Source organism: Pedobacter frigidisoli (genome assembly GCF_004331675.1).
Lineage (GTDB): Bacteria > Bacteroidota > Bacteroidia > Sphingobacteriales > Sphingobacteriaceae > Pedobacter > Pedobacter frigidisoli.
This window is the reverse complement of the sequence record NZ_SJSN01000007.1, coordinates 156260-183194: the sequence shown is the minus strand read 5'-3', so window position 1 is coordinate 183194 and position 26935 is coordinate 156260. Positions and strand designations below refer to the sequence as shown.

14 protein-coding genes are annotated in these 26935 nt (G+C 36.8%); 8 read left to right on the top strand and 6 right to left on the bottom strand.

Translation table 11 applies throughout. The features are described from left to right. Window positions 1–33: 33 nt before the first annotated feature. The 3 genes from pnuC to EZ449_RS10665 form a co-directional block, all read right to left on the bottom strand. Window positions 34–654, bottom strand: coding sequence for a nicotinamide riboside transporter PnuC (gene pnuC / locus EZ449_RS10675; RefSeq protein ID WP_131558499.1), 621 nt, complete (start codon window positions 652–654; stop codon window positions 34–36). A gap of 526 nt (window positions 655–1180) precedes the next feature. Continuing rightward, window positions 1181–4084, bottom strand: a complete 2904-nt coding sequence (locus tag EZ449_RS10670; protein WP_131558496.1) for a DNA gyrase/topoisomerase IV subunit A — start codon at window positions 4082–4084, stop codon at window positions 1181–1183. A 720-nt stretch (window positions 4085–4804) separates the two neighbouring features. After that, window positions 4805–5299: a cytidine deaminase gene (locus EZ449_RS10665; RefSeq protein WP_131558494.1), complete on the bottom strand. Its 495-nt coding sequence runs from the start codon at window positions 5297–5299 to the stop codon at window positions 4805–4807. A gap of 147 nt (window positions 5300–5446) precedes the next feature. Here EZ449_RS10665 and EZ449_RS10660 point away from each other — a divergent pair, with 147 nt between their 5' ends. The 3 genes from EZ449_RS10660 to EZ449_RS10650 are packed head-to-tail and all read left to right on the top strand — an operon-like array spanning window position 5447 to window position 13767. Continuing rightward, the gene (locus tag EZ449_RS10660; protein WP_131558492.1) at window positions 5447–10441 is read left to right on the top strand and encodes a translocation/assembly module TamB domain-containing protein; all 4995 of its coding nucleotides are present in this window, start codon (window positions 5447–5449) and stop codon (window positions 10439–10441) included. Further along, window positions 10425–12737 carry a translocation and assembly module lipoprotein TamL gene (gene tamL, locus EZ449_RS10655; protein ID WP_131558490.1) on the top strand — a complete coding sequence of 771 codons (2313 nt, stop codon included), beginning with the start codon at window positions 10425–10427 and terminating at the stop codon, window positions 12735–12737. The genes EZ449_RS10660 and tamL overlap by 17 nt, the downstream gene beginning before the upstream one ends. A gap of 7 nt (window positions 12738–12744) precedes the next feature. Continuing rightward, window positions 12745–13767 carry a YihY/virulence factor BrkB family protein gene (locus tag EZ449_RS10650; protein WP_131558488.1) on the top strand — a complete coding sequence of 341 codons (1023 nt, stop codon included), beginning with the start codon at window positions 12745–12747 and terminating at the stop codon, window positions 13765–13767. A gap of 191 nt (window positions 13768–13958) precedes the next feature. On the opposite strand, the gene EZ449_RS10645 is transcribed toward EZ449_RS10650, so the two are convergent. After that, window positions 13959–15827, bottom strand: a complete 1869-nt coding sequence (locus tag EZ449_RS10645) for a DNA topoisomerase IV subunit B (protein WP_131558486.1) — start codon at window positions 15825–15827, stop codon at window positions 13959–13961. 337 nt (window positions 15828–16164) lie between these two features. Between EZ449_RS10645 and EZ449_RS10640 the strand changes: the two genes are divergently transcribed. The 5 genes from EZ449_RS10640 (at window position 16165) to EZ449_RS10620 (ending at window position 22175) form a co-directional block, all read left to right on the top strand. Further along, window positions 16165–16851, top strand: a complete 687-nt coding sequence (locus tag EZ449_RS10640; protein WP_131558484.1) for a uracil-DNA glycosylase family protein — start codon at window positions 16165–16167, stop codon at window positions 16849–16851. A gap of 2 nt (window positions 16852–16853) precedes the next feature. Beyond that, window positions 16854–17354 carry a hypothetical protein gene (locus tag EZ449_RS10635; protein ID WP_131558482.1) on the top strand — a complete coding sequence of 167 codons (501 nt, stop codon included), beginning with the start codon at window positions 16854–16856 and terminating at the stop codon, window positions 17352–17354. Next, the gene (locus EZ449_RS10630) at window positions 17351–18691 is read left to right on the top strand and encodes an APC family permease (protein WP_131558480.1); all 1341 of its coding nucleotides are present in this window, start codon (window positions 17351–17353) and stop codon (window positions 18689–18691) included. The genes EZ449_RS10635 and EZ449_RS10630 overlap by 4 nt, the downstream gene beginning before the upstream one ends. Window positions 18692–19165: 474 nt before the next feature. Further along, window positions 19166–20503, top strand: a complete 1338-nt coding sequence (locus tag EZ449_RS10625; protein WP_131558478.1) for an MFS transporter — start codon at window positions 19166–19168, stop codon at window positions 20501–20503. A 364-nt stretch (window positions 20504–20867) separates the two neighbouring features. Next, window positions 20868–22175 carry a DEAD/DEAH box helicase gene (locus tag EZ449_RS10620; RefSeq protein WP_131558476.1) on the top strand — a complete coding sequence of 436 codons (1308 nt, stop codon included), beginning with the start codon at window positions 20868–20870 and terminating at the stop codon, window positions 22173–22175. A 351-nt stretch (window positions 22176–22526) separates the two neighbouring features. On the opposite strand, the gene EZ449_RS23060 is transcribed toward EZ449_RS10620, so the two are convergent. Further along, a complete protein-coding gene (locus EZ449_RS23060; protein WP_225872287.1) occupies window positions 22527–26219 on the bottom strand; it encodes a leucine--tRNA ligase in 3693 nt (1230 codons plus the stop codon). Between the two features lie 165 nt (window positions 26220–26384). Further along, window positions 26385–26801 carry a hypothetical protein gene (locus EZ449_RS10600; protein WP_131558474.1) on the bottom strand — a complete coding sequence of 139 codons (417 nt, stop codon included), beginning with the start codon at window positions 26799–26801 and terminating at the stop codon, window positions 26385–26387. Between the last annotated feature and the right edge of the window lie 134 nt (window positions 26802–26935).

Here is a 26935-nt window from a genome sequence, read left to right as displayed (position 1 = left end):
AGAAAGAAATTTAATCTGCGAATCTGCGGCCATTTAAGTTGTTCTTAATTTTCTTCTTCCGATGATTTTCTTCCAATCCATAAAGCCAAAAATGGCTACAATAAAAAGAAAAGTTGTTAAGCATGCCATTAAGGGCAGTTTTTTATGAAACAATAAAGGAATAGCTACGATGTTGGAAACATTTAAAAGAATCCAATTTTCGATTTTACGTTTCGCTAAAAGCCACATTCCTGCCCAAGCAGTTGATGAAACGAAAGCATCGAGTAAGGGCACATCAGAATCTGTGTGATTTCTTAATACGAAGTAAAAGACGAAAAACCCAACTACTGAAATTAAAACAGCAATTGTAAGTTCATTATTTGTGCTCCAAGAAACTTGGTTCTCGGCGTCGAGTTTACGTTTTTTCCAAATTACCCAACCGTAAACACTCATTACCAAATAGTAAATACTCAATAACATTTCTGCATAGAGTTTTACATTCAACAATAAAAACATTGATAGTAAAATGGAAATTATCCCAGTAGGATAAAGCCAAATGTTGTTTTTCTTAGCCAATAAAACCTCTGAAACTCCGAAGCCAACAGCAAACCATTCGATTATTGAAGTGTGTAAAATTTGCTCTTGAAAAAGCTTAAACCATTCTTGAAAATTCATTTACAATACTTTTATGTCTAACGACTAATAAAAAATAATTGAAGACTGCTTTCAGGGCGAAACAGCATTGTAAATTTAACCTCTTCCCTACGTCGGCATTATCCGAATCAGGTGCACAACTTTTAGAAATTCCAATAATTAAATATCAATTTTCAAAACTGAATGTTGAATATTATTTATTGGTCATTCCTCAAGTTAATGGGTGTAATCTCAGCCTTTTGATTGCAACAGAAATTGCAGAATTCAAAAAGCACCCCTTTGAGTAGGGCAAAGATAGTTTTAAAAATGAGAGATGAAGATTTTACTTTGTCATTCACAGGTTTTATCCTTAAAAAATTACATAATTCCGGATGACAGTTATTTATATGTGGCATTGCAATAGGTTTTGCGGTCGTCATGCTGGATTTATTTCAGCATCTTTCCTGCTAAGCCGCCTTACTATTAAGACCCTGAAATGAATTCAGGGTAACGATCGTTCATAGCAATTTTAAGTCTGCCGATGCCTCCAATGATGAAATCACTACAACTAGAACAATCCTAACTGTCCCTTTTCGTCAATCTCTATATCATCAGGATTGGTAATTTCGAAATCGACTTTTTTAGCTGGCTTATCTTCTATCTTAGGCTTCTCGACTTCAGGTTTTTTCTCCGGTTTTGGTTCCTCTTTTTTTATAGGCTCAGGTTTTGAATCCACTACAGGTTTTTCTTCTGCAACTGGCTTATCAATAGCAGATTTGTCAGCTTTAGTTATTGGCTCTTCAATGCGTTCGAATTTCGGTTTTGGTTTTTCCTCAACAGCTTTTTCTATTACTGGTTCTGGTACAGAATCTTCTATTTCTTCAGCTTCTAAAACTTCAGCTTCTTCGATAGATTCTTCTTCATCGCTTTCATCATTAACATCAACTATTTCTGCAGCCTCGATTTCTTCTGCTGGTTCTTCTAGCACAATTTTTTGCACATCATGTGGCGACAAACGATTTCCATTTGCCTTTAAACCTTTAACATCAATCAGCTCTGCTAAAACTAAATCTAGCGTTTCTGGCGTTTGTGTCTTTCCTTTTAAAACATCGACTACAACTTTCGCCGCGGTATTTGCTGTTAAATATAACAACTTCGATTTCTGCTCTTCGCTAATGAAAATGGTTTTTCTGCCCACAGATTGCAATTCGAAAACGAAACGTTTAATGAAATAATTTTGGGCCTTGCCATCGAAATGAACTGCTGAAAAAACTTTTTCTGGATCGAATTTTTGAATTAAGATTAAGCCGTCGTCAAAGTGATTACTTAATTCAAAAGAACTCAATTCGTAATAACCATCTTTATGAACTTGTAGAATCCGATCATCGCCATCAAACTCGCCCAAATATTTTCCTCTACCATCAACATTCAAGCGTTTCAGTAAATCATCATACCAAATTTTTAGTCCCGATAAGGTAGAAACACCTTTGCTCTTCAGTATGATTTTCTTAACCGGATACTTAGAAATAATATTTCCCTGCGAACCTCGACCTTTAATTGCAACCTCGGCAAAATCCTGATCGAATTGAAGTTTACGTAATTTCGAATGCGGCTTCAATGCTACATTTACAATTTCTGCTTCACCATTTGGGTTTGGCGTGAAATATAAAACTTTCGATCCTTTAGAGCCCTTTGTTAAATCGTATTCCTTATCTCGAGTAACACCAACTACCGCAAAACGTTTAATGTATGCGGTTCCTGTTGAACCATCTTTATAAATCATGTTATAGATGGTACGCTCATCATTTTTCTTGAAAACCTGAGCGTGAATGATTCCTTTGCCCACAAAAGTCTTATCTGCAACTTTGGTAATCATACATTTTCCATCTTCACGGAAAACAATTACTTCATCAATATCCGAACAATCGGCAATAAATTCATCCTTACGTAAACCTGTTCCAATGAAACCGTCCTCACGGTTCATATACAACTTCACATTCGCCAAGGCAACTTTCGATGCTTCAACCCTATCGAACAACCGAATCTCCGTTTTACGTTCTCTTCCTTTACTGTATTTATCTTTTAGCCTTTGGAACCAGGCAATTGCGTAATCGGTGAGGTGTTTTAGGTGATTTTTAACCACCTTAATTTCATCTTCCAGATTTTTCATCTGCTCATCGGCCTTTTTCACATCAAAACGGGTGATGCTACTCATTGGCTTATCGATTAGCTTTTTGAAATCCTCAGGCAGAATTTCTCGGTACAACGATGCTTTGAAAGGATCGAACAATAAATGTAAAACATCTACAACGGTATCGAAATTAGTGGAATTTTCATATTCAGGATTTTTGTACATACCCTCCTGAATAAATATTTTAAGTAACGAACTGAAGAAAATTTTCTCCTGCAACTCATGCAAGCGAATCTCCAATTCTCTTTTTAATAATCTTTTAGTGTGCTTTGTATTTTCAATCAGAATATCGTTCACACTTAAAAAGTGCGGCTTATCATCTTGAATGATACAAGTATTTGGTGAGATGGAAACTTCGCAAGCTGTGAAAGCATAAAGTGCGTCGATGGTTACATCAGGCGAGATGCCCGGTGCCAAATGCACAATAATTTCTACATGAGCGGCAGTACTATCCTCAATTTTTTTGATTTTGATTTTGCCCTTATCATTTGCGGCCAAAATACTGTCAATAATAGAACTGGTAGTGGTGCTGTACGGTACTTCGGTAATGACTAAGGTCTTTTTATCTTTCTCCGTAATTTTTGCACGAACACGAATTTTACCACCCCGCTGACCCTCATTATAATTTGTAAAATCGGCCATACCGCCCGTGAAAAAATCGGGCAAAATATTTGGGCGAATACCTTTTAGCGATTCAATTGAGGCATCTAAAAGTTCGATAAAATTATGCGGCATTACTTTAGTGGCCAAACCCACGGCAATACCCTCTGCCCCTTGCGCCAACAACAAGGGGAACTTTACAGGCAATGTTATCGGTTCGTTGTTACGTCCATCGTAACTTAATTGCCATTCGGTGGTATCGGCATTAAAAACAACTTCGTTAGCAAATTTCGATAACCGAGCCTCGATGTAACGAGGTGCAGCAGCACTATCGCCAGTAATAGGGTCGCCCCAATTGCCTTGCATATCAATCAGCAAATCTTTCTGACCAATTTGTACCATCGCATCGCCAATAGAAGCATCACCATGCGGATGATATTTCATGGTATTACCAATTACATTCGCCGCTTTGTTGAAACGTCCATCGTCCATTTCCTTTAGCGAGTGCATAATACGGCGCTGAACGGGTTTTAATCCGTCATGAATATGTGGAACCGCCCTATCCAGAATTACATACGAAGCGTAATCGAGGAACCAATTTTCGTACAAACCGTTAATTGGGGTTATGGTATGTTTATGTTCTTCGTTTGGATTTAGGTTTTGGTCTGATTCTTCACTCATTTATTTACAGAAATTGGCAGCCGTAAATATAATAAAAATGATATCACAGTGCGAAGAGAGGTTATTCACATTTGTATGTGATGATGTATGGATCTTATGAGTTTTGACAACTTTCTTTCTAATAGGCTATTAAAGTTGTCAAAGCTTTAAAGTGAAATGTTGTAATTGTACCGAGGCTAAAATTTGAGATAGGGATTTTAAAATGAAAAACCTCCCCCAATCCCCTCCAGAGGGGGATACAGGATGCAGATAGCGGAAGTTTTAACTATTATGCGATAAATATTAACTAAAATCTGTGAACATTTTGCAGGTTGGCATCCTGTCTCCCCCGCTTGCCGGGGAATTTAAGGGGGTGGTTCTTATCATTAACACATCCTCTACAGAAGAAAACCAGCATTAAAACTTGACGCTTGGCACCTTAAAAACCTCTCCTTGCCCGTCCAGAGGGGGATACAGGATGCAGATAGCGATAGCCAATTCTATAAACATTTTGCAGGTTGGCATTCTGTCTCCCCCGCTTGCCGGGGAATTTAAGGGGGTGGTTTTTGCCAAAAAGCAGCTGCCTTAAATAATTAAACCTGATTGCAGCGGCAGCCCCCGACCTAGGCATAGTTCTTTATTTTTTTATTGTATGTTTGTTTCACAGGATTCTTGGGGGCTACAGCGCAAAGCAGGACATCAGTTTACCAAGCACTACGGAACCCTTCATTTCCAAAAAAATTAAACCCTCGCTGCCAACCTGTCCTCTACAAAAGAAAATGGCAATAAACTTTGTACACTTTGTACTTTTAAAATCTCCCCATTTAAACAATAAAACAGCACTTCGATGGGCAAACCTTGTTTACGTTCAAACTCCGCCATTACCTGCAGACAACCACCGCATGAGGTTACTGGCTTTAAGATTTCGAAATTATCTGTTTGTGCGGTAATGGCCATACTTTCTATCACAGCATTTGGATAGTTTGCGCCAATGGTAAAAAGTGCCACACGTTCTGCACAAAGACCGGATGGGTAAGCTAGGTTTTCTTGGTTGCTACCCAACACGGTTTCGCCCGATTGCAAACGAATAGCAGTACCTACTCTAAATTTCGAATATGGAGAATAAGAAGTTGATAAGGCTTGTTCGGAAAGTTGACAAAGCATTGTATCTTGTTCATTCAATTCTTGCAATCCGTTGTATTGTTCGAAGGTTATATTTAGATTTAGTAATTTCATTTTTAATATGTTATGAAACCGCTTGTGTTAAATTTTTGTAGCGGGCGAACAATTTACTTTATTTTTTGTATTATTTATAAAAACTGCCTTAATATTAATTTTAATGGCATGCTTTTAGCATTTGAAAACCACCAAACATAATCAGCTTTGAATAAATACGTACGTAAAAGTCTAAAAGTTTTACTCTGGGTTATCGCTTCAATAATCATTCTTGTGGTTGCTTTGGCTTTATCATTAAATATTCCGGCGGTACAAAATTTTGTTAAAGATAAGGCCATAAATTACCTTAAAACCAAAACCAAGACAGAAGTTAGCCTTGAAAGCATTAAAATTGCATTGCCGAAAGATGTTGTTTTGAATAAATTTTACATCGAAGATAAAAAAGGCGATACGTTATTATATGCAGAAAAATTAGCTGTTGATATCAGCTTATTTAAGCTGTTGAAGAATACTGTCGAAATTCAAAGTATCGAACTAAAAAACATACGTGCTAATGTTAAACGCATTAGCCCTGATACAACTTTCAATTTTTCCTTTCTGGTTGATGCCTTTATGAGCGACCAGAAAAAGCCTCAGCAAAAAGTTGATAAAGACACTACATCTGCACTTAAATTTTCAATTGATAAAGTTTCATTTGAAGATATTGGCATTAACTACCGTGATGATGTTGCAGGAAACGACGTAAAAGTTTACTTGGGTGCTTTTAAAACCCAATTGAAAACCTTCGATTTGGCGAACCAACATTATGTAATTAAAGACCTAAATTTAACCAATACTTCCTTACGTTATTTGCAGCAAAAACCTTTGGTAAAACTGGTTCAGCACATTACAAACAGTGTAGATAGCAGCCAAAAAGAAACAGGCAAACTTCCTTTAATTGAAATTGAAAACTTTGCTTTTAAAAATGTTAAAGTTAATTATGATGACCAAATTTCTACTACCAAGGCCGTAGCTGATGTAAATGATCTTGGATTGGTTAACCTAAAAGTAGATTTAACCAATAGCAAATACACCGTTGATGATGCTAAACTGAATAAATCGAATATCCTTTTTGCATTTAAACCTGCTCCTAGCAACGATTTAAAGAAGGTTAAGGATACGGTTGTTCCTGAGAAATCGCCATTGGGCTTAATTATTAAAAATATTAGCCTAGCTGATAATAATGTTCAATTCGATAACCTTGGCTCAAAAGCTGCTCCGAAAGGAATGGATTTTAATCACCTGAAAATTACAGGTCTAAATTTTGGCGCCAGCGATGTAAATTATAGTGCTGCCGGAATTAAGGCCAATGTTAAAAACGGCTCGTTGAAAGAGAAAAGTGGCTTTGCCCTAGATGTATTAAAAGGAAATGCCATTTATAATGATAAACAGATTAAGCTGAGCAACTTCGTTTTAAAAACGCCAAATACCACTATTGAAAATGCTACGGAACTAAATTTTACTTCGATGGAGGATTTGACAAAACATCCTGAAAGAGTTAAGCTGGCATTGAGTTTTAAAAATACTACAATTGGTTTAAAAGACGCTGGCTTCTTTAGCAGTGCAGTTCCAGCAAATTATAGAAACGAAAAAATTAAATTAAACGCCGAGGTTAATGGTTATTTAAACAACCTCATTATTCCACGCTTACAAATCAGCGGACTTAAAAACACTCAAATAGACATTAGCGGAACCGCTAAAGGCTTACCTGATATTAAGAAAACGTTCCTCGATTTGAATATTAAAAAGCTGTATTTAACCAAAGGTGATATTTTGGTTGTGGTACCGAAAAAATCTTTGCCGCCAAGCATCGAACTACCTAACGTAATCAATGCGAAAGGTAAATTTACAGGTTCGATGACGGATTTTAATACCAACATGAATATCCAAACGGATATGGGTGGCGCTGTTTTAGTTGCTGGAATGAATGGCCCGAAAGGTAGAGAAAGTTATAAGGCTAATGTTACGCTGAATAATTTTAACGTTGGTCGTTTGTTGAAAATGCAGCCAAAATTAGGCAGGGTTTCTGTAAAGGCTGATGTTGTTGGTACAGGATTAGATCCTAAAAAAATCAACGCAAAGTTTAATGCCAAGGTTTTAAGTGCTTACTATAATAAATACACCTATCGCAATCTAAATCTTTCAGGAACTTATGCCAACCAAAATGTGGCTATAAAGAGCAGTATGCCAGATAGCAATGCAAACTTTGCATTGGATGCAAAAGTAAATCTGGCGGGTAAATATCCTGCAATCAAAGCAGATCTGAACTTAAAACAAGTCAATCTTCAGGCATTGAATTTCAGTCCGACAGTGCTTAGTGCTGCAGGCGTTGTAAAGGTAGATTTAGCCACTGCTGATGCTGACTATTTAAATGGAACGGTTGATATTACAGGTTTGCAGGTTGTGAAAGATGCACAACGAATTAACGTGGATACTATTTCTGTTCGGGCAAAATCTACAGCAACAGAAAATGAGTTAACACTAAAATCTGAGATCTTATCGGCAAAGGTTGATGGCAAATATCAAATTACTAAAATCGGAAGTGCTTTTATTAACGAAATCAATAAGTATTATGCTTTTGGAACGGTAACCAAAATTCCTGATCAAAGGATGAGATTTGCCGTACATATTTATGACTCGAAACTATTGAAGCAATTTGTGCCAGAATTAACGGTTTTCAAACAATCGCAATTTTATGGGTTAATTGATACACAAAAAGATAGTCTGCAAATAAAGGGGAATTTCCCACAAATAATTTATGGCGATTTTAAGGTTGATACAACGGTTTTAAATATCAATAACGATAATAACAAACTGGATTATGCTTTAACTGTTAAAAGTTTGAAAAGCCCATCTATTGCGCTATTCAATACCGAAGTAAGTGGTGATGCAGCAAATAATAATTTAGATGTTAATATTTTCCTTAGAGATAGGCAACGGAAAGACAAGTATGTAATTGGTGGAACTTTTCAATCGATTAATAAGGATTTCAAGTTCAGTTTAGACCCACAGAAGCTTTTATTGGATTACCAAAAATGGGTGGTTTCTGAAAATAACTTCATACAATTTGGCCAGTCAGGAATTTTAGTCAATCAATTCCAAATCAGCAATAGCGGCCAATCATTAGCTATTAACAGCAATCCAACTACTCCAAACGCTCCCTTATCTGTAGAATTTAAGGATTTCCAATTGGAAACCTTAACCAAGTTTGCAGAAACTGATACCACGCTAGTAGGTGGGCGATTGAATGGTACAGCCAATGTTAAAGACCTAGCATCAACGCCAAAATTCGAAGCCAACTTAACCATCGATCAACTGCGTTATCAAAAAGATGAGCTTGGAACTTTAAGGGTCGCTGTAAATAACAATACGCAAAATGCTTATGAGGTAAATGTGGCGTTAAGTGGCGTACATGAATTAAGGGTAAATGGTTTTTATTACACAGCACCTCAAAGTGCCTTAGATTTAACGGTCAATATCGATAAGATTGAGATGAAAAACATCGAGAGTTTATCGCAAGGGCAACTTAAAAATGGAACGGGAACATTAACAGGAGCTCTATCTGTTAAGGGTGCCTTAACCGCACCCAAAATTTTGGGAGATTTAACCTTTAACAATGCTGGTATAAGAGTGGCTTATGTTAATTCTTATTTCCGTATGCCTAATGAAAAAATCTCGTTTAATAATGAGGGAATCCGTTTCAATAATTTCACTTTGATTGATTCGCTTAATCAAAAAGCAACCATCAATGGAAATGTGTTTACAAACGATTTTAAGAATTATCGATTCGGCTTAGATATTAACATGAATAATTTCAGGGCGATTAATTCGACTGCCGCTGATAATGAAATGATTTACGGAACGGTTTTCTTAACGAGTAATATCAAGGTGCGAGGAGATTTAAACCAGCCAGATGTAAATATGAACGTTAAGGTAAATAAGGGTACCAAATTCTTTTTTGCCTTGCCATCTAGCGATCCGTCGGTAATCGATCAAGATGGAATTGTGCAGTTTATTGATGCCGATGCACCACCATTTAATGGACAAAAAGCACTGAAAGTAGATAGCATAAGTAAATCTCCCATGAAAGGGATTAACCTTGTTGCAGCCATTTCAATTGATCCAGAAGCTGAGCTTAATGTAGTGGTAGATCCATCAAACGGAGATGCGCTGAATATAAAAGGTGAAGCCAACTTAAATGCAACAATGGATCCGAGTGGAAAAATTAGCTTAACTGGTCGATATGAAATTGTAAATGGATCTTACAATTTGTCTGTTGGTCCGCTGGGCAAAAAAGCATTTAAATTAGTTAAAGGAAGCACTATAATCTGGACTGGCGAGCCAACAACTGCAAATGTTAATCTGAGTGCGCTTTATGAAGTTAACGCCGCTCCCATTGATTTAATCAATGATCCATCAAACGTTCAGGCCAAAACAAAATTACCTTTCCAAGTTTATTTAATGATGAAAGGCGAACTTTTAAAACCAATCATCTCATTTAAATTAGACTTACCAGAAAATGAGCGAAATGCTTTGGGAGGTATTGTTTACACTAAATTGTTAAATGTTAATCGCGATGAAAGCGAGCTAAATAAACAGGTTTTTGCATTGTTAGCATTGAATAGATTCATCGCAAATAATCCTTTCCAAAGTTTAGCTGGCGGCGGTGGTGGCGTTTCTACCCTTGCTCGTGCGAGTGTGAGTAAACTTTTAACCGAACAACTGAATAACTTAACTTCTGATTTAATTCAAGGTGTGGATCTTAACTTTGGCGTAAATTCATCAGAAGATTATTCTACCGGTTCATTGCAACAGAAAACTGATTTGGAAGTTGGCCTATCTAAGAAACTTTTAAATGATAGGTTAACTGTAACCGTTGGAAGTTCTTTTGCGTTGGAAGGACCACAAGCACCTGGAGAAAAATCGACCAACATAGCGGGAAACGTAAATGTAGAATATGCACTTTCTGCTGATGGGAGATATCGTTTAAGAGCTTATCGTAGAAATCAGAACGATATGATTGTTCAAGGACAGATTATTGAAACAGGCTTAGGTTTTACCTTGGTAGTAGACTACAATAAATTCAGAGAGATTTTTCAGAAAAAAAGAATAAAAAGAATCAGAAACATTGAACAAAAAGCACAAGATGAGACAACTAACTAGACCCTTTTTATTTTTAATGGCCTGTTTAGTTTGGGCGAGCTGTAGCAGTACGAAATCACTAAAACCCGGGCAAATTTTATATACAGGTGCCGAGGTGAAAATTAACCCTGATTCTTCTGGCAGAATTGATGATGAAAAACAAGTTAAATCAGATCTGGAAAGCAAAACAAGACCTCGTCCTAATAAATCCATTTTGGGCATAAAATATAAACTTGGCATTTATAACCTTGCGGGAGAACCTAAAAAACCAAAAGGCTTAAAAAACTGGTTACGGAAACAAGGTGAACCTCCCGTATTATTAAGCGAAGTAAAATTGAAATACAATAATGATGTTTTAACTAGCTATCTGTTAAGTGAGGGATATTTGCAAGCGGTAGTTACTGGAGATACCATCGTTAAAGATAAAAAAGGAAAGGCGATTTATACGGCCAATACTGGAGATCGATATAAGATTAATAAGATCAATTTTCCGCCAGATACCGGGAATTTGACTAAAATCATCAATGCAAATAAGGATAAAACCTTATTAAAAGTTGGCAATTTCTATGATTTGGATGTGTACAAAAATGAAAGGATTAGGATTGACAACGACCTTAAGGAACAAGGCTACTTTTATTTCAGTCCTGATTATTTAATTTTACAGGTAGATAGTACAATTGGCAAAAACTTAGTTAATATTTCAGTTAAGGTAAAAGATATAGCTCCAGATGCTGGATTAAAACCCTACACCATTAAAAACATTAACATCTATCCAAATTACTCTTTGCGAAGAGATAGTATTCTAAGAAGATTGAAGCCGCTTAAATACAATGATTTCAATATTTACGACGATAGAAATACTTTCAAACCTCGACTTTTCGATCGATTGGTTTTCTTTCAAAAAGATGAACCTTACAATCGTAGGGATCATAATCAATCGCTCAATAGAATGGTTAACATTGGTGCTTTTCAAGATGTGAGGGCAGAATTTTTACCAGATAGTGCAAAAAATGACCAACTCGATCTCAATATTTATTTAACTCCACTTAAGAAAAATTCATTAACTTTTTCGGTTACTGGAACTAGTAAGTCTAATAACTTTGTTGGATCAGAAGTTAAATTAACGCAAACAACCAGAAACCTTTTTAGAGGCGCAGAACAATTAGATGTGAGTGTGAGCGGTGGTTTTGAAACCCAAACTTCTGGAACCTCTTTGGGCAAAAACTCATTATCATTAACAGCAGAGGGAAAGTTAACATTCCCAAGATTTATTGTTCCTTTTTATAAGCCCAATAGCACAACAGCTTTTATCCCGAAAACAATTGCATCACTTTCATATCAAATGTTAAATCGTGGGTCGGAATATACGTTGAACGCATTTAAAGGCGAGTTTGGTTATAACTTTAAAGAGAATCTATACAAAGAACATAACTTCAATCCCATATCGGTAAGTTATATTTCTACAAGTTTTCCTGATACAGCTATTAGGGATAGTCTATATAAAGTTAATCCATTACTTCGTACAACACTAGAAAATCAGCTTATCATTGGAAGTAGTTATAACTTTACCTATACCAACCAAATGGAGCAGAATAGAAGGAATAATACTTATTTCTATGGCTCCTTAGAAACAGGAGGTAATGTTTGGGGTGCATTTGTTCCAAAAGATGAGAAGGGAAAACGAACGCTTTTCAACGTTCCAGTGTCTCAATTTATTCGGGTTGAAGCAGATTTGAGAGATTACTATAAAATTAATAGAAACCTTATTTGGGCAAATCGTTTGAATTTAGGTTATGGTTATGCTTATGGAAATAGCACTTCATTACCGTTTGTACGACAGTTTTTTGCGGGAGGTAGTAACGACATCAGAGCATTTGCAGCACGAACTTTAGGGCCTGGGACATTTAAAGTTGATGATAATGCCATTTTTTCTGATCAAGGTGGAGACATTAAATTGATGTTAAACTCTGAGCTGAGGTTTAAGATTGTGAGTGTTCTTTACGGGGCCCTTTTTGTTGATGCAGGAAATATTTGGCTACGAAAAGAAGATTTGGGTATCCCTGGAACGACAAATCTGGGTAGGCCAGGATCGGGCTTTAAGTTAAAAAATGCGCTTAATGAATTGGCGGTTGGTACTGGAGCTGGTGTGAGAGTTGATGCAACTATCTTTGTAATTAGATTGGATGTTGCTTTTCCAGTACGTAAACCTTACTTACCTGATGGACAACGTTGGGTATTTGATGATGTCGCTTTTGGAAATAAAGATTGGCGAAAACAAAACTTAATCTTTAATATTGGGATAGGCTATCCATTTTAATTTTTTGATGAAAGTAATCCATAAGATTAAACATTTTTTTATTGCCCTTTATCACCTGCTTATTGCTGCGGGAAAGGGTTTCGCGGAAGATAGAATTACTAAGCTTAGTGCTTCTCTCGCTTACTACACTATTTTTTCGCTTACACCGCTCATAATTATTATCCTATCTGCAGCTACCCTATTTTTGGGCGATAAAAGTAACACTGATACCAGAAACAAGTTTTTCGCTCAGGTTACAAATATGGTTGGGCCAGATGCTGCAGTTCAAATTCAGGGATTTGTTGAGCATTCTACTAAAACTGGTCAATCTACAATTGGTTTAATTATAGGTATAGCAACACTTATCATCGGTTCTACTGCAATTTTTATCGAAATTCAGGATAGTATAAATATGATTTGGAAAGTAAAGGCTATACCAAAAAAGGGATGGCTAAAAATGCTTACTAATAGATTGCTGTCGTTTTCCTTAATCGTGTCAATGGGGTTTTTACTATTGGTTTCCTTGGTAGTAAATACCTTTGTTGTTGGTTTAGGAGACAAGCTTATTAATTTACTTTCAAGAACCGATATTGATAAAGTTGTACCTGTTGCAGATGATACCATGGCGCTAATTATTTACATATTGAACAATGTAATCACCTTGGCGGCGGTAACCGCTGTATTCACTGTAATATTTAAGGTTCTCCCAGATGTTGTTATTAGGTGGAAATCGGCAATTATTGGCGCCCTATTTACAGCAGTGCTTTTTAGTTTGGGTAAATATTTAATAGGCATTTATATAGAAAAAGGAAATCCAGGATCAGCTTTTGGGGCAGCAAGCTCTATAATTGTCATATTACTATGGATTTATTATACTTCTATTATTCTCTACTTTGGAGCTGAGTTTACACAAGCTTATTCCGAAAAATACGATGGAGGAATTAGCCCAAGTAAGTATGCTGTGTTTACAAAAATCACTATCGTAGAAAAGAAAGTGGATGTATTACCTCCTCAACATCCAGAAGATACAGTTGACGCACCTGTGAAATAGTCATTCTGAACCTGAACAATTTTATTAACCGATTTTAGAAGTGGAATTTTGGAAAAGTTAACGAATAAACCTGCCGTTATTCCAAAAATAACCAAAATTAAAAATACGATGATGAGGTATTTGGTTGCTGAATTTTTAGTGGGTTTCAATTGCGTTGATTTAATTTTTATGATAAAACCAACGCCGAATTTTTATGCTACTTCATCAATAATTTTAGGTTCTTCCGCTACCTCGTCTTTTTCTACACGTAAATTCCTGATGATGTGCTGCTGCCTATCTGGAGTATTTTTCCCCATATAATATTCCAGCAAACTTTTAATGGTTTGGTCTTTCAAAATAACAGGGTCGAGCCTGATATCCTTTCCAATAAACAAACCAAATTCATCAGGAGAAATTTCTCCCAATCCTTTAAAACGAGTGATTTCTGGCTTATTCCCTAATTTTTCAATGGCATTTCGGCGCTCTTCATCACTATAACAATAAATAGTTTCTTTTTTATTTCGAACCCTAAACAATGGGGTTTGTAAAATATAAACATGTCCTGCTTTTACTAAATCAGGGAAAAACTGGAGAAAGAAAGTCATCATCAATAACCTGATGTGCATACCATCTACATCAGCATCGGTAGCGATAACAATGTTGTTGTAGTGCAAACCCTCTAAACCATCCTCAATATTTAAGGCATGCTGTAAAAGGTTAAATTCTTCATTCTCGTAAACCACTTTTTTGGTTAGCTCATAACAGTTAAGCGGCTTACCCTTTAAGCTGAAAACAGCCTGGCAATCTACATCACGAGATTTGGTAATCGAACCCGAGGCTGAATCTCCCTCAGTGATGAATAAGGTGGTTTCGTAACGTTTTTCGTGTGTGGTATTGAAATGAACTTTGCAATCGCGAAGTTTTTTATTATGCAGCGATGCTTTTTTGGCTCTATCGTTTGCCAGTTTTTTAATGCCTGCGATATCTTTACGTTCCCGTTCCGATTGATTGATACGTTTTAAAAGTGCATCGGCAACATCAGCATTTTTGTGCAGATAATCATCTAATTCTTTTTTAACAAAATCGTTGATGAAAGTAGCAACCGATGGCCCCTCTGGGCCCATATTTTGAGAACCCAGTTTTGTTTTAGTTTGCGATTCGAATACAGGTTCCTGCACACGAACGGAAATTGCTGCAATAATGGATGAACGAACATCCGCAGCATCAAATTCTTTTTTGAAAAACTCCCGAACGGTTTTTACCACAGCCGCCCTAAAAGCGGCCTGATGCGTGCCACCTTGTGTAGTATGTTGCCCGTTTACAAAAGAGTGGTAATCTTCGCCATATTGCTGACCGTGAGTCATTGCGATTTCAATGTCGTTACCAATCATGTGTATAATCGGATAACGGATTTCTTCGGGCTTATTAAACTTAGAAAGCAAATCGTACAGACCTCTTTCCGAAAAATATTTTTGATTGTTAAAATTTACAGTTAAACCTGTATTCAGGAATACATAATTCCAAACCATGCTTTCCACAAAATCAGGAATGTAATGATAGTTTCTGAAAATGGTTTCATCAGGGTAAAAAGTAATTGCGGTACCGTTTCGTTGTGTGGTATCAATGATGGGTTGGTCGGAAACGATTTCCCCTTTCGAGAATTCGACTTTTTTTGATTTCCCATCGCGGTAAGATTGTACAACAAAATTGGTAGATAGCGCATTTACCGCTTTTGTTCCCACACCATTTAAACCAACTGATTTTTGGAATGCATTACTGTCGTACTTACCGCCAGTATTTATCTTGCTCACACAATCTATAACTTTTCCCAAAGGGATGCCGCGACCGTAATCTCGTATGTTTACCTTTTGCTCGGAAACCGTAATTTCTATGGTTTTTCCACTGCCCATTACAAACTCATCGATAGAGTTATCTACAATTTCCTTAAGTAAAACATAAATTCCATCATCTTGCGCAGAGCCATCACCAAGCTTACCGATATACATACCGGGGCGTAGTCTGATGTGTTCTTTCCAGTCTAATGAGCGAATACTGTCGTCGTTATAAATTACTTCTGCCATAAGTTTTGTTATTGTTAGCCAGGTTGATTGAACTTTGCGAGTAAACAAAGTAGCCATACCGAGAGATGTTCGGAGCAAGCTTTAACGTTCAACATGACCAGTATTTAGGGATGATTTGATATTGAGAATTTTTGAAGTTAAAGTTGTTTGGTTTCGCAAATCTCAAATAGCAAAAATTAATATACAATAATAGATTTATTATGTGAGGGTAGCAAAATAAAATTTCAACAAAAATGAAAGGTAAAATGTAAGAGGTAAAATGGATGATGGGTAAGTCGAAGATATTAACTCTACGTAATCCTTTGTATCTTGTGCCGCTAATATAAATTCTTATCTAATGAACGAAAAAATCTCAAACTGGCTCGAAGAAGTCAGTAATGGCTGTCACGAAATCGCATCTAAAAATGAAACTTATCCTGATTTTTATGTATTCCAATCGGAAATTTTTGAAAATCCTGATTTATTAATCATTGGTGCAAATCCGGCGGGAGTTAAAACTTACAAAGAAGCAAAAGAACAAAAAGGAATTACCAAAAGAACTAAAAGTGATTTAAGTTCTGGAAAGAATATGTATTTAGCGAATCCAGATTGGGCGATAAGTAAGCCCGTTTTAAAAATATTCAATGAAACCATAAAACTTAACGAACTTTTAAAAAAGGCACTAATTATGAATGTCGTTTACTTCAATTCTAATCAAGTTTCCGATTTGAAAATTAATTTTGGTGATGATGGAAAAAAAATGATTAATTTTTGCAAGCAAAAAACCCAAGAGTTTATTAAGCTTGTAAGACCTAAAAATATAATATTTTTAGGAAGCGATGCCCCTAAATGGCTTAAGATTAAATTTGGTATAAGTCATAATGTATTAACAATAAAAGAGGGAACAAAAGAGCTATATCTTATTCAGAAAATCCATTTTGAAAATATACCCTGCTATTTAATGCATCATCCTTCTAGAAATCCCAAGTTTAACAATCCTGACAATCTCAGATTGAAGTCTGAATATTTGGATAAACACCTTTAATAATGCAAATGATAATTCAAAAAACTGCTGAGAATTTAATTGATGCATTCATTCAACCGCATGCTTTCACTGAATTTCTTTTCTATCTTAAAAAAGAAGACTTGGAAGTTATTAAAATACACATGGATGATTTCGCAAACGCTAAAAACTCTACCAAAGAAATACGAGAAGCATTACAAGCCATACATAGTGATGAAAACAGTTTTATATTGATACCAAGAATCAGTATAAAAAATAGATTAGACAATTCAAAAGCATTTATCACCAAATATCCTCAATATAGAAGCCTTTTAGATAAAAATTTTGAATACATGATTATATCGTCTATTGAGTTTGAAAGCAATAATCTAAGCTTTCCAGAAGATGAAGTAACATTCGGTTTGGAAATGGAATTTCTAACGAAAGGGATTCAATCTTCAGACATAAAATTAAAGTGGACGGATTTTTATAGGAATTTAGCAAGAGTAGAAGCATTAAAATGGTTGAAAGACATACAGAAATGACAGAACAAAAAAAGCAACTTTCGCTCTTCGATTTATCCATGATTGTGGTCAGTTTGGTAATTGGAATGGGCATTTTCCGTACCCCTGTTAACGTGGCTTCGAAAGCTCAAATTCCTGAACTTTTTTATCTGGCTTGGTTTATTGGTGGTTTCGTAGCTTTTTGTGGCGCCTTAACTTACGCAGAAATCGGCTCACGTTATCCGGTGACAGGCGGTTACTACAAAATTTTCTCACAGGCTTATCATCCGTCCATCGCTTTTGCCATAAACTGTATTGTACTTATTTCAAGTGCTGCATCTGTAGCCGCGATTTCCATCATCGGTGCAGAATACCTGAGCAAAATTATTTTGCCAACAGAAATGCAGACTGAAACCTACAGGGTTATAATTGCCATTACAACAATTCTGGTTTTCTACCTGATTAATTTGTTAGGATTAAAGGCCAGCTCTAAAACACAAAATGTATTAACGATTATTAAAATCGGCTTGATTTTAACCTTAATCTGTGCTGTGTTTTTTGGCGGACAAGCACAAACCGTTACACCAATTTTCAAAACCACAAGCGGCGCTTTACCTACCTGGTCTGATTATGGAAAGGCTTTGGGATTATGCCTTATTGCCGTTTCTTTCTCTTACGCAGGTTATGCACAAACCATCAATTTTGGTGGCGAAGTTAAGGAAGCAAAAAAAGTTATTCCGCGTTCCATTATTATTGGTTTAACCATCATCGTAGCACTTTACCTCATCCTAAACTACGTTTATGTAAAGGTTATCGGCTTTGAAGAATTAAAAACTGCCGAAAGTATTGCTGCAATTTTAGCTTCTAAAATATTCGGTCCTGCAGGTTTCAAAATGTTCTCGGTAATTATCTTCATTTCTGTAATGGGTTATGTAAACGTGAATTTATTGAGCAATCCACGGGCAATGTTTGCTATGGGCGAAGAAGGTGCCTTACCCAAAATCTTTAGCAAAATGAATAAAAAAACGGAAGTAATAACTTGGAGTTTAACCATTTTCACTTTGGTTGCAGTAGTCATAATCTTCTACGCTAAAACTTTCGATAAGATTTTAAACTACACCATTTTTCTCGAAAGTATTAGCATGGCAAGTTCTGCAGCCACAATTTTTATCTTGAGGAAACGCACCGCACATCTTGATAAAAAAACCATCTATACTGTGCCGTTATATCCTATATTCCCAATCATATTTATTGCCGCTTACACTTTTGTTGCCTTTAGCATTTACGCCGACGACCCAAGCGCTGCATTAAATGGATTGTATATTTTTATTGGCTTTCTGGCGATTTATTTTGTTTCGAGATTGTTTAGCAAAAAATAGTTATTTGAAAAGCAATTGTTGTGCTCGTCGGTTTCGATAGTCCCGCCATACACTAAAATCTTTTTAAACTTCTGTCATTCTGAGGCACGAAAACCTGCGAAGCAAGCATGAATTCCTATGAAAACGGTAATCTAAAATGAATAATCTGTTTCATAGTTTGCAGATTCTTCGTGCCTCAGAATGACAGCCTATTCAAGGTCGTGGAACATAAAAAGTATTTCCGTTTCTGTCGGGTTTAATTTGCAAATTTGCTACCTTGACCAAAGGAAGTTTACCATGCATTATTTTCTAAAATATTTTAGGTTAACCTGCGTAAAATAAACCTGATTGGAATTATTAAATTAAATCGTCATTTCAACTGGAGCTTAGCGCAATGGAGAAATCTTTGAAATAAGTTGCGCTGTACAAAGATTTCTCCACTGCGGTCGAAATGACGAATAAATAATATCAATAATCTAACTTTTTAAATTATTAATGAATAAAACACTCTCCTTAAAACAAGAAATTTTTTATGCTGCCGGTATGATTGGCTGGAGCACGATGACGAATATTATCATCGTAATGCTTCCTTATTTCTATTTGCCGCCAAGTAATGCGGGTTTACCTCCATTGGTGCCACAACTTGTTTTTTTAGGTGCTTTTAACATTCTCTCCATTATTGCAGCTTCGGGCAGATTGATTGATGCCGTTTTCGACCCATTTATTGCATCGAAAAGTGATGCCAGCAGAAACCCAAACGGACGTAGAATGCCGTTTATGAAATGGGCAATTATTCCTGCCATGATTTTTTGTGGATTAGTCTTCTACCCTATTCAAAAAGGAGAAAGTTTGCATAATGCTTGGTGGTTAACCATTACACTCTGCTTGTTTTTTGTTTCGGTAACTACTTATATTATACCTTACAACGCCTTATTGGCCGAAGTAACCCATACGCCAAGGCAAAAAGTGAAACTCTCCAGCTACCAGCAGGTTGGTTTTGTAATCGGAATTATTTTATCGGCATGCACCAATAATTTTGCTGATTTAGTTCAAAATAATTTCCATGTTGCCAACCGCAGCGAGGCAGTTCAAATTGCTATTTGGGGCTTGTGTATTCTATCAGGATTAGTCATGCTTTTGCCTATATTTTTTATTGATGAGAAAGATTTTTCGGTAGCAAAACCAACACACGTTCCGCTTTGGCCAGCCATTAAAAACACGTTTAAAAACAGCAACTTCAAATATTATTTGATATCTGATTTCGCTTTCTATACCGCACTGAGCATCATTTCAAGCGGATTGTTGTTTTTCTGCACCGTACTTTTGGGCTTAGATGAATCGGAGGGCGGGAAATTTATGGGCGCCATGGTTTTAGCATCTTTATTCTTTTATCCGCTGGTAAACTTCGGTTCGGCTAGATTTGGTAAAAAACCTTTTGTATTACTTGCCTTTGGTGTGCTTTGCTTAATATTTGTCACCATTTTCTTTTTAGGGAAGCTGCCTTTCGGTCCTTATACGCAAATTTATATCTTGGTGTTATCGGCATCTTTTCCGCTGGCTGCATTAGGGATTTTACCAACCGCAATCTTGGCAGATATCGCTCAAAAAGACACGTTAGAAACAGGTGAAAACCATGAGGGAATGTTCTTCGCCGTAAAGTATTTGTTTGTAAAACTTGGTCAAACTTTGGGAATAGCCATATTTGCCATGCTTACCATTTACGGTAAAGACCCCGGCAATGATTTCGGTTTGCGCCTGAACGGGATTGTAGGTTTTGGTTTATGTTTGATTGCACTGCTATTTTTTAGCAGGTTTAAGGAAAATAAAGAGTGACCAGAATTTTAAGGATAATGGTATTTAAGGATTAAAGCGCTTATTTAAGGAGTAATATGCTCGAAATCTGAAATGCTATCCTTTGTTTATAAACCTGATGGGAACGGCAGCCCCGATTTTTCATCGGGCTACAGTGTACAGCGGGGCAGGTGTTTCCTAAAAATTGCTGACATTCATTTCCAAAAAAAAATAAGCAAATTACATGTTACATGAATGCACTTAGACTGGTTTTAGCAAAAAGCAATTAATTTTTCTATCTTTGCCGCCGAAGCAGAATTTCTTTATCATTTAAAGCAATCCGCAAGTTAGTCCTTCAACAAATGATTGTTCTAGCTTCTTCGATAAATATTACACAAAAAAACACATGTTATTCAAAGAATTAAACCTCATTGAGCCAATTTTAAAGGCCCTTGAGACCGAGGGTTATACACAACCTACGCCTATACAGGAGCAATCCATCCCAACGATATTAAAAGGAAAAGATTTATTAGGCTGCGCACAAACTGGAACGGGTAAAACTGCTGCCTTTGCCATACCGATGTTGCAATTGTTGCACGAAAAACACATCAACACTAAAGCTACAAAAAATATTAAAGCGTTAATTTTAACGCCAACACGTGAGCTTGCCATCCAAATTGAAGAAAGTTTTAAAGCTTATGGCCGCAATTTAAACCTGCGCCATCTGGTAATTTTCGGTGGTGTTAGTCAGCACTCGCAAGTAGAATCGCTTAAAAAAGGCGTTGACATTTTAGTAGCTACACCTGGTCGTTTGATAGATTTAATGAACCAGGGTTTCATCAATTTAAACACTATAGAAATTTTTGTTTTGGATGAGGCCGACCGTATGTTAGATATGGGTTTCATCCACGATGTGAAGAGAGTTGTGGCTAAATTACCTGCAAGACGCCAAACGCTGTTTTTCTCGGCAACCATGCCCGATGAAATTCAAAAGTTAGCGAATACGATTTTATCCAGCCCGACGAAAGTAGAGGTTACGCCAATTTCTTCTACAGCAGAAACCATCGTACAATCGGTTTATTTTGTTGATAAGCCAGATAAAAAGAAATTACTGATTCATCTTTTAGAGGATAAAGGAATTGAAACTGCGTTAGTATTTACGCGTACAAAACATGGAGCAGATAGAATTGTAAAAGATTTGGGCTTTGCCGGAATTAAATCTGCTGCTATTCATGGAAACAAATCGCAAAATGCTCGCCAAAGGGCTTTAACTGAATTTAAGGATAGAAAAATCCGTGTTTTGGTTGCTACTGATATTGCTGCCCGTGGTATCGATATTGACCAATTATCTCACGTTTTCAATTACGAATTACCAAATATTCCAGAATCTTATGTACACAGAATCGGCCGTACTGGTCGTGCGGGTGCGAATGGTATTGCAATTTCATTCTGCGATGCGGAAGAAAATGAATACTTATTGGATATTCAGAAACTGATAAAAATTACTCTTCCTGTTGTTGACGACCATCCTTATCCGTTAAGTTGGGAAAATATGATGGCCAAAAACCAAATTAAACGCAAACCTCAAGCGCAATCGAAAGGCGGCGGCGGTGGTGGCGCTAAAAGAAATGGTGATGGTAACATGAGTGGAAAACCTCGTAACGCCAGCAATAATAGAAGATTTGGCGGCAATAGAAATAAGGCGAAAGCATAGTTTTTAAGCTGAAAGACCAAAGCTTTCTGGCTAATTGTATAAAAAACCCGGGTTGTAAATTACAGCTCGGGTTTTATTTTTATTTTTTCCGTCGGCTGAAGCCAGACGGCAATGAATAGGCGAATTGTAAATAATGCACAACACACAAACGGTAGTCCTTGCGAGGCACGAAGCAATCTTAATGCGGGCGCTGTAAACCCATAGTAGTAAGATTGCTTTCCCGAAAAGTCGGGACAAGCTGTGCCTCGCAAGGACGATAGCCTAAAAAAGCAAACCCCGAATTGATTGCTCAACTCGGGGTGTTTTTATAAAAATTGCAGGATAGCTTTCTGCTTTAGTCTTTAAGCTCCTTTAAACCACTACATTAATAATCTTTCCTTTTACGAAAATGATTTTCTTAGGTGCTTTACCATCTAAATATTTGATGAATTGTTCATCAGCTAATAGTATAGCTTCTGCCTCGGCTTGAGCTAAAGTTAAGCTCAAATTCAGGTTCATTTTCATTTTACCATTAATCGAAACCGGATAAGCAAACTCATCTTCTACCAAATGTTCTGGATTGAAAGTTGGAAATGCCGTGTAGGATAAACTTCCGGCTTCATTACCCAACTGAACCCAAAGTTCTTCGCAGATGTGTGGTGCATAAGATGATAACAAAATCACCATATCTTGCAAAATGCTGCGTTTATTGCATTTTAAATCTGTTAGTTCATTAACAGCAATCATGAAACTTGAAACGGAAGTATTAAATGAGAAACGCTCAATATCATCCTGAACTTTTTTGATGATTTTATGCAAGGTTTTCAATTCTGCTTTAGTTGGTTCAGCATCAGATACTGTAAATTTCCAAGCATCGTTGTGGAATAATCTCCAAAACTTGCGCAAAAACTTAAATACACCCTCAATACCGTTGGTATTCCAAGGTTTACTTTGCTCCAACGGACCTAAAAACATCTCGTACATACGCAAAGTATCAGCCCCATAACGTTCAATCAAATCATCGGGATTAACCACGTTGAATTTTGATTTCGACATTTTTTCTACTTCGACGCCGCAGATATATTTTCCACTTTCTAGAATGAATTCTGCATTTGCATATTCTTCTCTCCAAGCTTTGAATTTATTTAAATCTAATGTATCGTTCTCAACAATATTCACATCAACATGCAATGCTGAAGTTTTATAGTCTTTTCTTAATCCTGCTGAAACATAAGTATTAGTTGGTTTTCCATTTTCATCACTAATGCGGTAAACAAAATTACTTCTACCCTGAATCATCCCTTGGTTAATCAATTTTTTGAAAGGCTCTTCTTCTTTAGTATGACCTAAATCTTTCAAAAATTTATTCCAGAAACGGCTGTATAATAAGTGACCGGTGGCATGCTCAGAGCCACCAATGTATAAATCCACATCTTTCCAATATTCAACTGCTTCTTTCGAAGCAAAGTCTGTATTGTTATTGGCATCCATGTAACGGTACCAATACCAGCTACTTCCAGCCCAACCCGGCATGGTAGAAAGTTCGTAAGAATATCCAGCCCCACCTAAATCCTCCCCAGTAGGGAGGACTTTAGTATCTTCCATCGTGGCAAGTTTCTGCTCAATTTGAGCTACAACCCCCTCAGGATTTCCAATAACTTCGTTGTTTGTAAATCGAATTACTTCATAATTATAAAGCGCTAAAACTTCAGTTCTTTGCTTATCCTCTTCTGCTATTGAATCATGGTGTTTACCATCTACCTCAATGACCAATCCCTTTTTAAGCGAGATAAAATCGACAATGTATTTATCTACAGGATGTTGTCTTCTAAATTTAACTCCAGTTTGATTATCTCTTAAAAATTGCCATAAAATATTTTCCGCCTCTGTTGGCTCAAAACGATGTTGCTTAGCATTATCTTTCAAACTTCCATAAAGCATTGGGTCGGCTTTAGCACGGTAGGCGTCTTGCAGCTCCCTCTCCTCTGGGGAGGGTTGAGGTGGGGCTTGATACCTCCAACCTTCAGCTCTAGCCAAAGGTGGTTCTCCAGTTTCGGTAGGTAAATATTTATCAATTTCTGGTAAGATTAAAGGCAATTCTTCCTCTTTGATTAAGTAAGGTAAACCATCTTTGAAATATACGGGAATCGGCTCTCCCCAATAACGCTGGCGACCGAAAATCGCATCACGCTGACGGAAGTTAACTTTTGCTTTACCAACTTCATTGTCTTCTAACCAGTTATTCAATAGTGGAACAGCTTCTTGATAAGTTAATCCGTTGATGAAACCTGAGTTAATATATTTCCCCTCTTTGGTATGGTCTGCCTGAACATCAATATCTTTTTGTCTATCCAAAATCTGGATAATTGGTAAGTTGAAATGCGTTGCAAACAACCAATCGCGTTGGTCGCCACTTGGTACGCCCATAACCGCACCAGTTCCGTAACCCGCAAGCACGTAATCGGCAATCCACAATGGAACGCGTTCGCCATTCACTGGATTAATAACGTAACTTCCCGTGAAAGCACCCGAAACCGTTTTCGTATCCGCCATGCGGTCTAATTCCGATTTCTTTTTGGTCTGAGCAATGTAGTTTTCAACTTCTTGCTTTTGCTCTGGCGTGGTTAATTCAGCAACCCATTCATGCTCTGGTGCTAAAACCAAATACGAAACGCCAAAAATGGTATCGACGCGGGTGGTGAAGACTTCGATACAGGCCTCACCCCGACCCTCTCCGAAGGAGAGGGAGGCAGAATCGCCTAGTTTAGGGACTGTTTTATCTGGACGGCTTTCAAGAAGATCTTTTATTTTATTAGCAACAGCACTAGGACTATTTAAGACTTCTTCATTTGAAAAACGAAATACATCAAAACCCAGTTGATTAAGCGTATCTGTTCGAATTTGATCATTTTCTTGATTTCCAACATGATAACCTCCATCAATCTCAATTATCAATCGTTTATTTAGACAGATAAAATCAGCTATATAAGTACCAATGGGATGTTGTCTTCTAATTTTATGCCCAAGTTTGTTATTTCGAAGCTCCTGCCAAATTGCATCTTCAGCATCTGTTTGAACACCTTTATTTATTCTTGCATTAGTTTTTAATATATCCCATAACAATGGATCCGCAGTTTCGTAGCCATTGTTATTAGCTCCCTCTCCTTCGGAGAGGGCTGGGGTGAGGCTTAAAGGGAATTTCACACTCGCCCCCACACTTTTACCAATCCAGTTGCGTTGCATTTCCTTAATCGGTTCAGGCCAATCGATGGTATCCAATCCTTGCAAAAGCCTGTCAGAGTAAGCCGTAATTCTCATGCTCCACTGCGTCATTTTCTTTTGCTCAACAGGATAACCACCACGCTCAGAGAAACCATCTTTCACTTCATCATTTGCCAAAACCGTTCCTAAAGCAGGGCACCAGTTTACGGTACTTTCTCTAAGGTAAGTCATGCGGTATTTTAACAATTCAATTTGTTTTTCCTCGTCAGTAAAAGTTGCCCAATCGCTTGGTAAGAAAGATTTAACATCCTCATCACAAACTGCTTTTACATCGGCTGTGCCGGATGCATTGAATTTTTCAATAAGGGTGGAAATATCTTCTGCCTTATCGTTTTCGATGTTGTACCAGGAGTTAAACAACTGCATGAAAATCCATTGTGTCCATTTATAATAAGATGGCTCACTGGTACGCACTTCACGGCTCCAATCGAAAGAAAAACCAATTTGGTCTAACTGGCGGCGGTAAGTTGCAATGTTTGCCTCAGTTGTAATTGCCGGGTGCTGGCCGGTTTGTATTGCATATTGTTCTGCAGGCAAACCGAATGAATCGTAACCCATTGGATGCAAAACGTTAAAGCCTTTAAGGCGTTTATACCTCGAAAAAATATCTGATGCAATGTAACCAAGTGGGTGACCAACGTGTAAACCTGCTCCCGATGGGTAAGGGAACATATCTAACACATAGTATTTTGGTTTTTCAGAATTACTTTCGGCTTTAAATGTTTGATTATCGGCCCAAAATTTCTGCCACTTTTGTTCTATTTCTTTGAATTGGTAATCCATTACAAGTTTTAAATTTTTAAAGGGGCGAAATTACGGAAATTAAGGGGTTTAGGAAAACATAATTTTCGTGATGGAAACACGATTTACTAGGAGTTAGCTGAAAAAAAAATGCGCCATTGATATAAAAACCAATGGCGCAAGCAAATAATCCGGGGATCAAAATTTTTATCTTGTCAAATAATAGATTTTAACAATGTTTGTTTTATCAATTTTTGAGGTAAATTGAAATTGATTTGTGGTAAGGCTATTTACGTTTGCATAATTCACACCATCATTTAAATCCATGGTAAATTGATCTTCATATACAATAATATAAGTTCCAATTGTTCTGTTTCCGCTCAAACTTATCTCTACTTGATCATCGTTATTTGCCTTGAAATCTACATAATCCGCAGAGGTTCCATAATTGAAAGTTCCATTTTTTGTTACTGCATCGGTACCTGTATATCCAGAAACTACAATTTTGCTCAATGACCATTTTCCCATCATGCGAGCTTTTAATGAAGTGGTGTCCTTTTTGCAAGAAATAATTGTCGATGTAAAAAGTAATAATAGGCTCAGAAATGTAATTTGTCTTTTCATAGTTAGATTTAGTTTAAGATATCATAATTAACGCCGTTTAAACAAATTTCGTACCGCGTTTGGAGAAAAAGCAAATTTAACCTAAAGAAATTTATCATCAAACTAAATCTTTAACATATCCGTTAATGTGATTT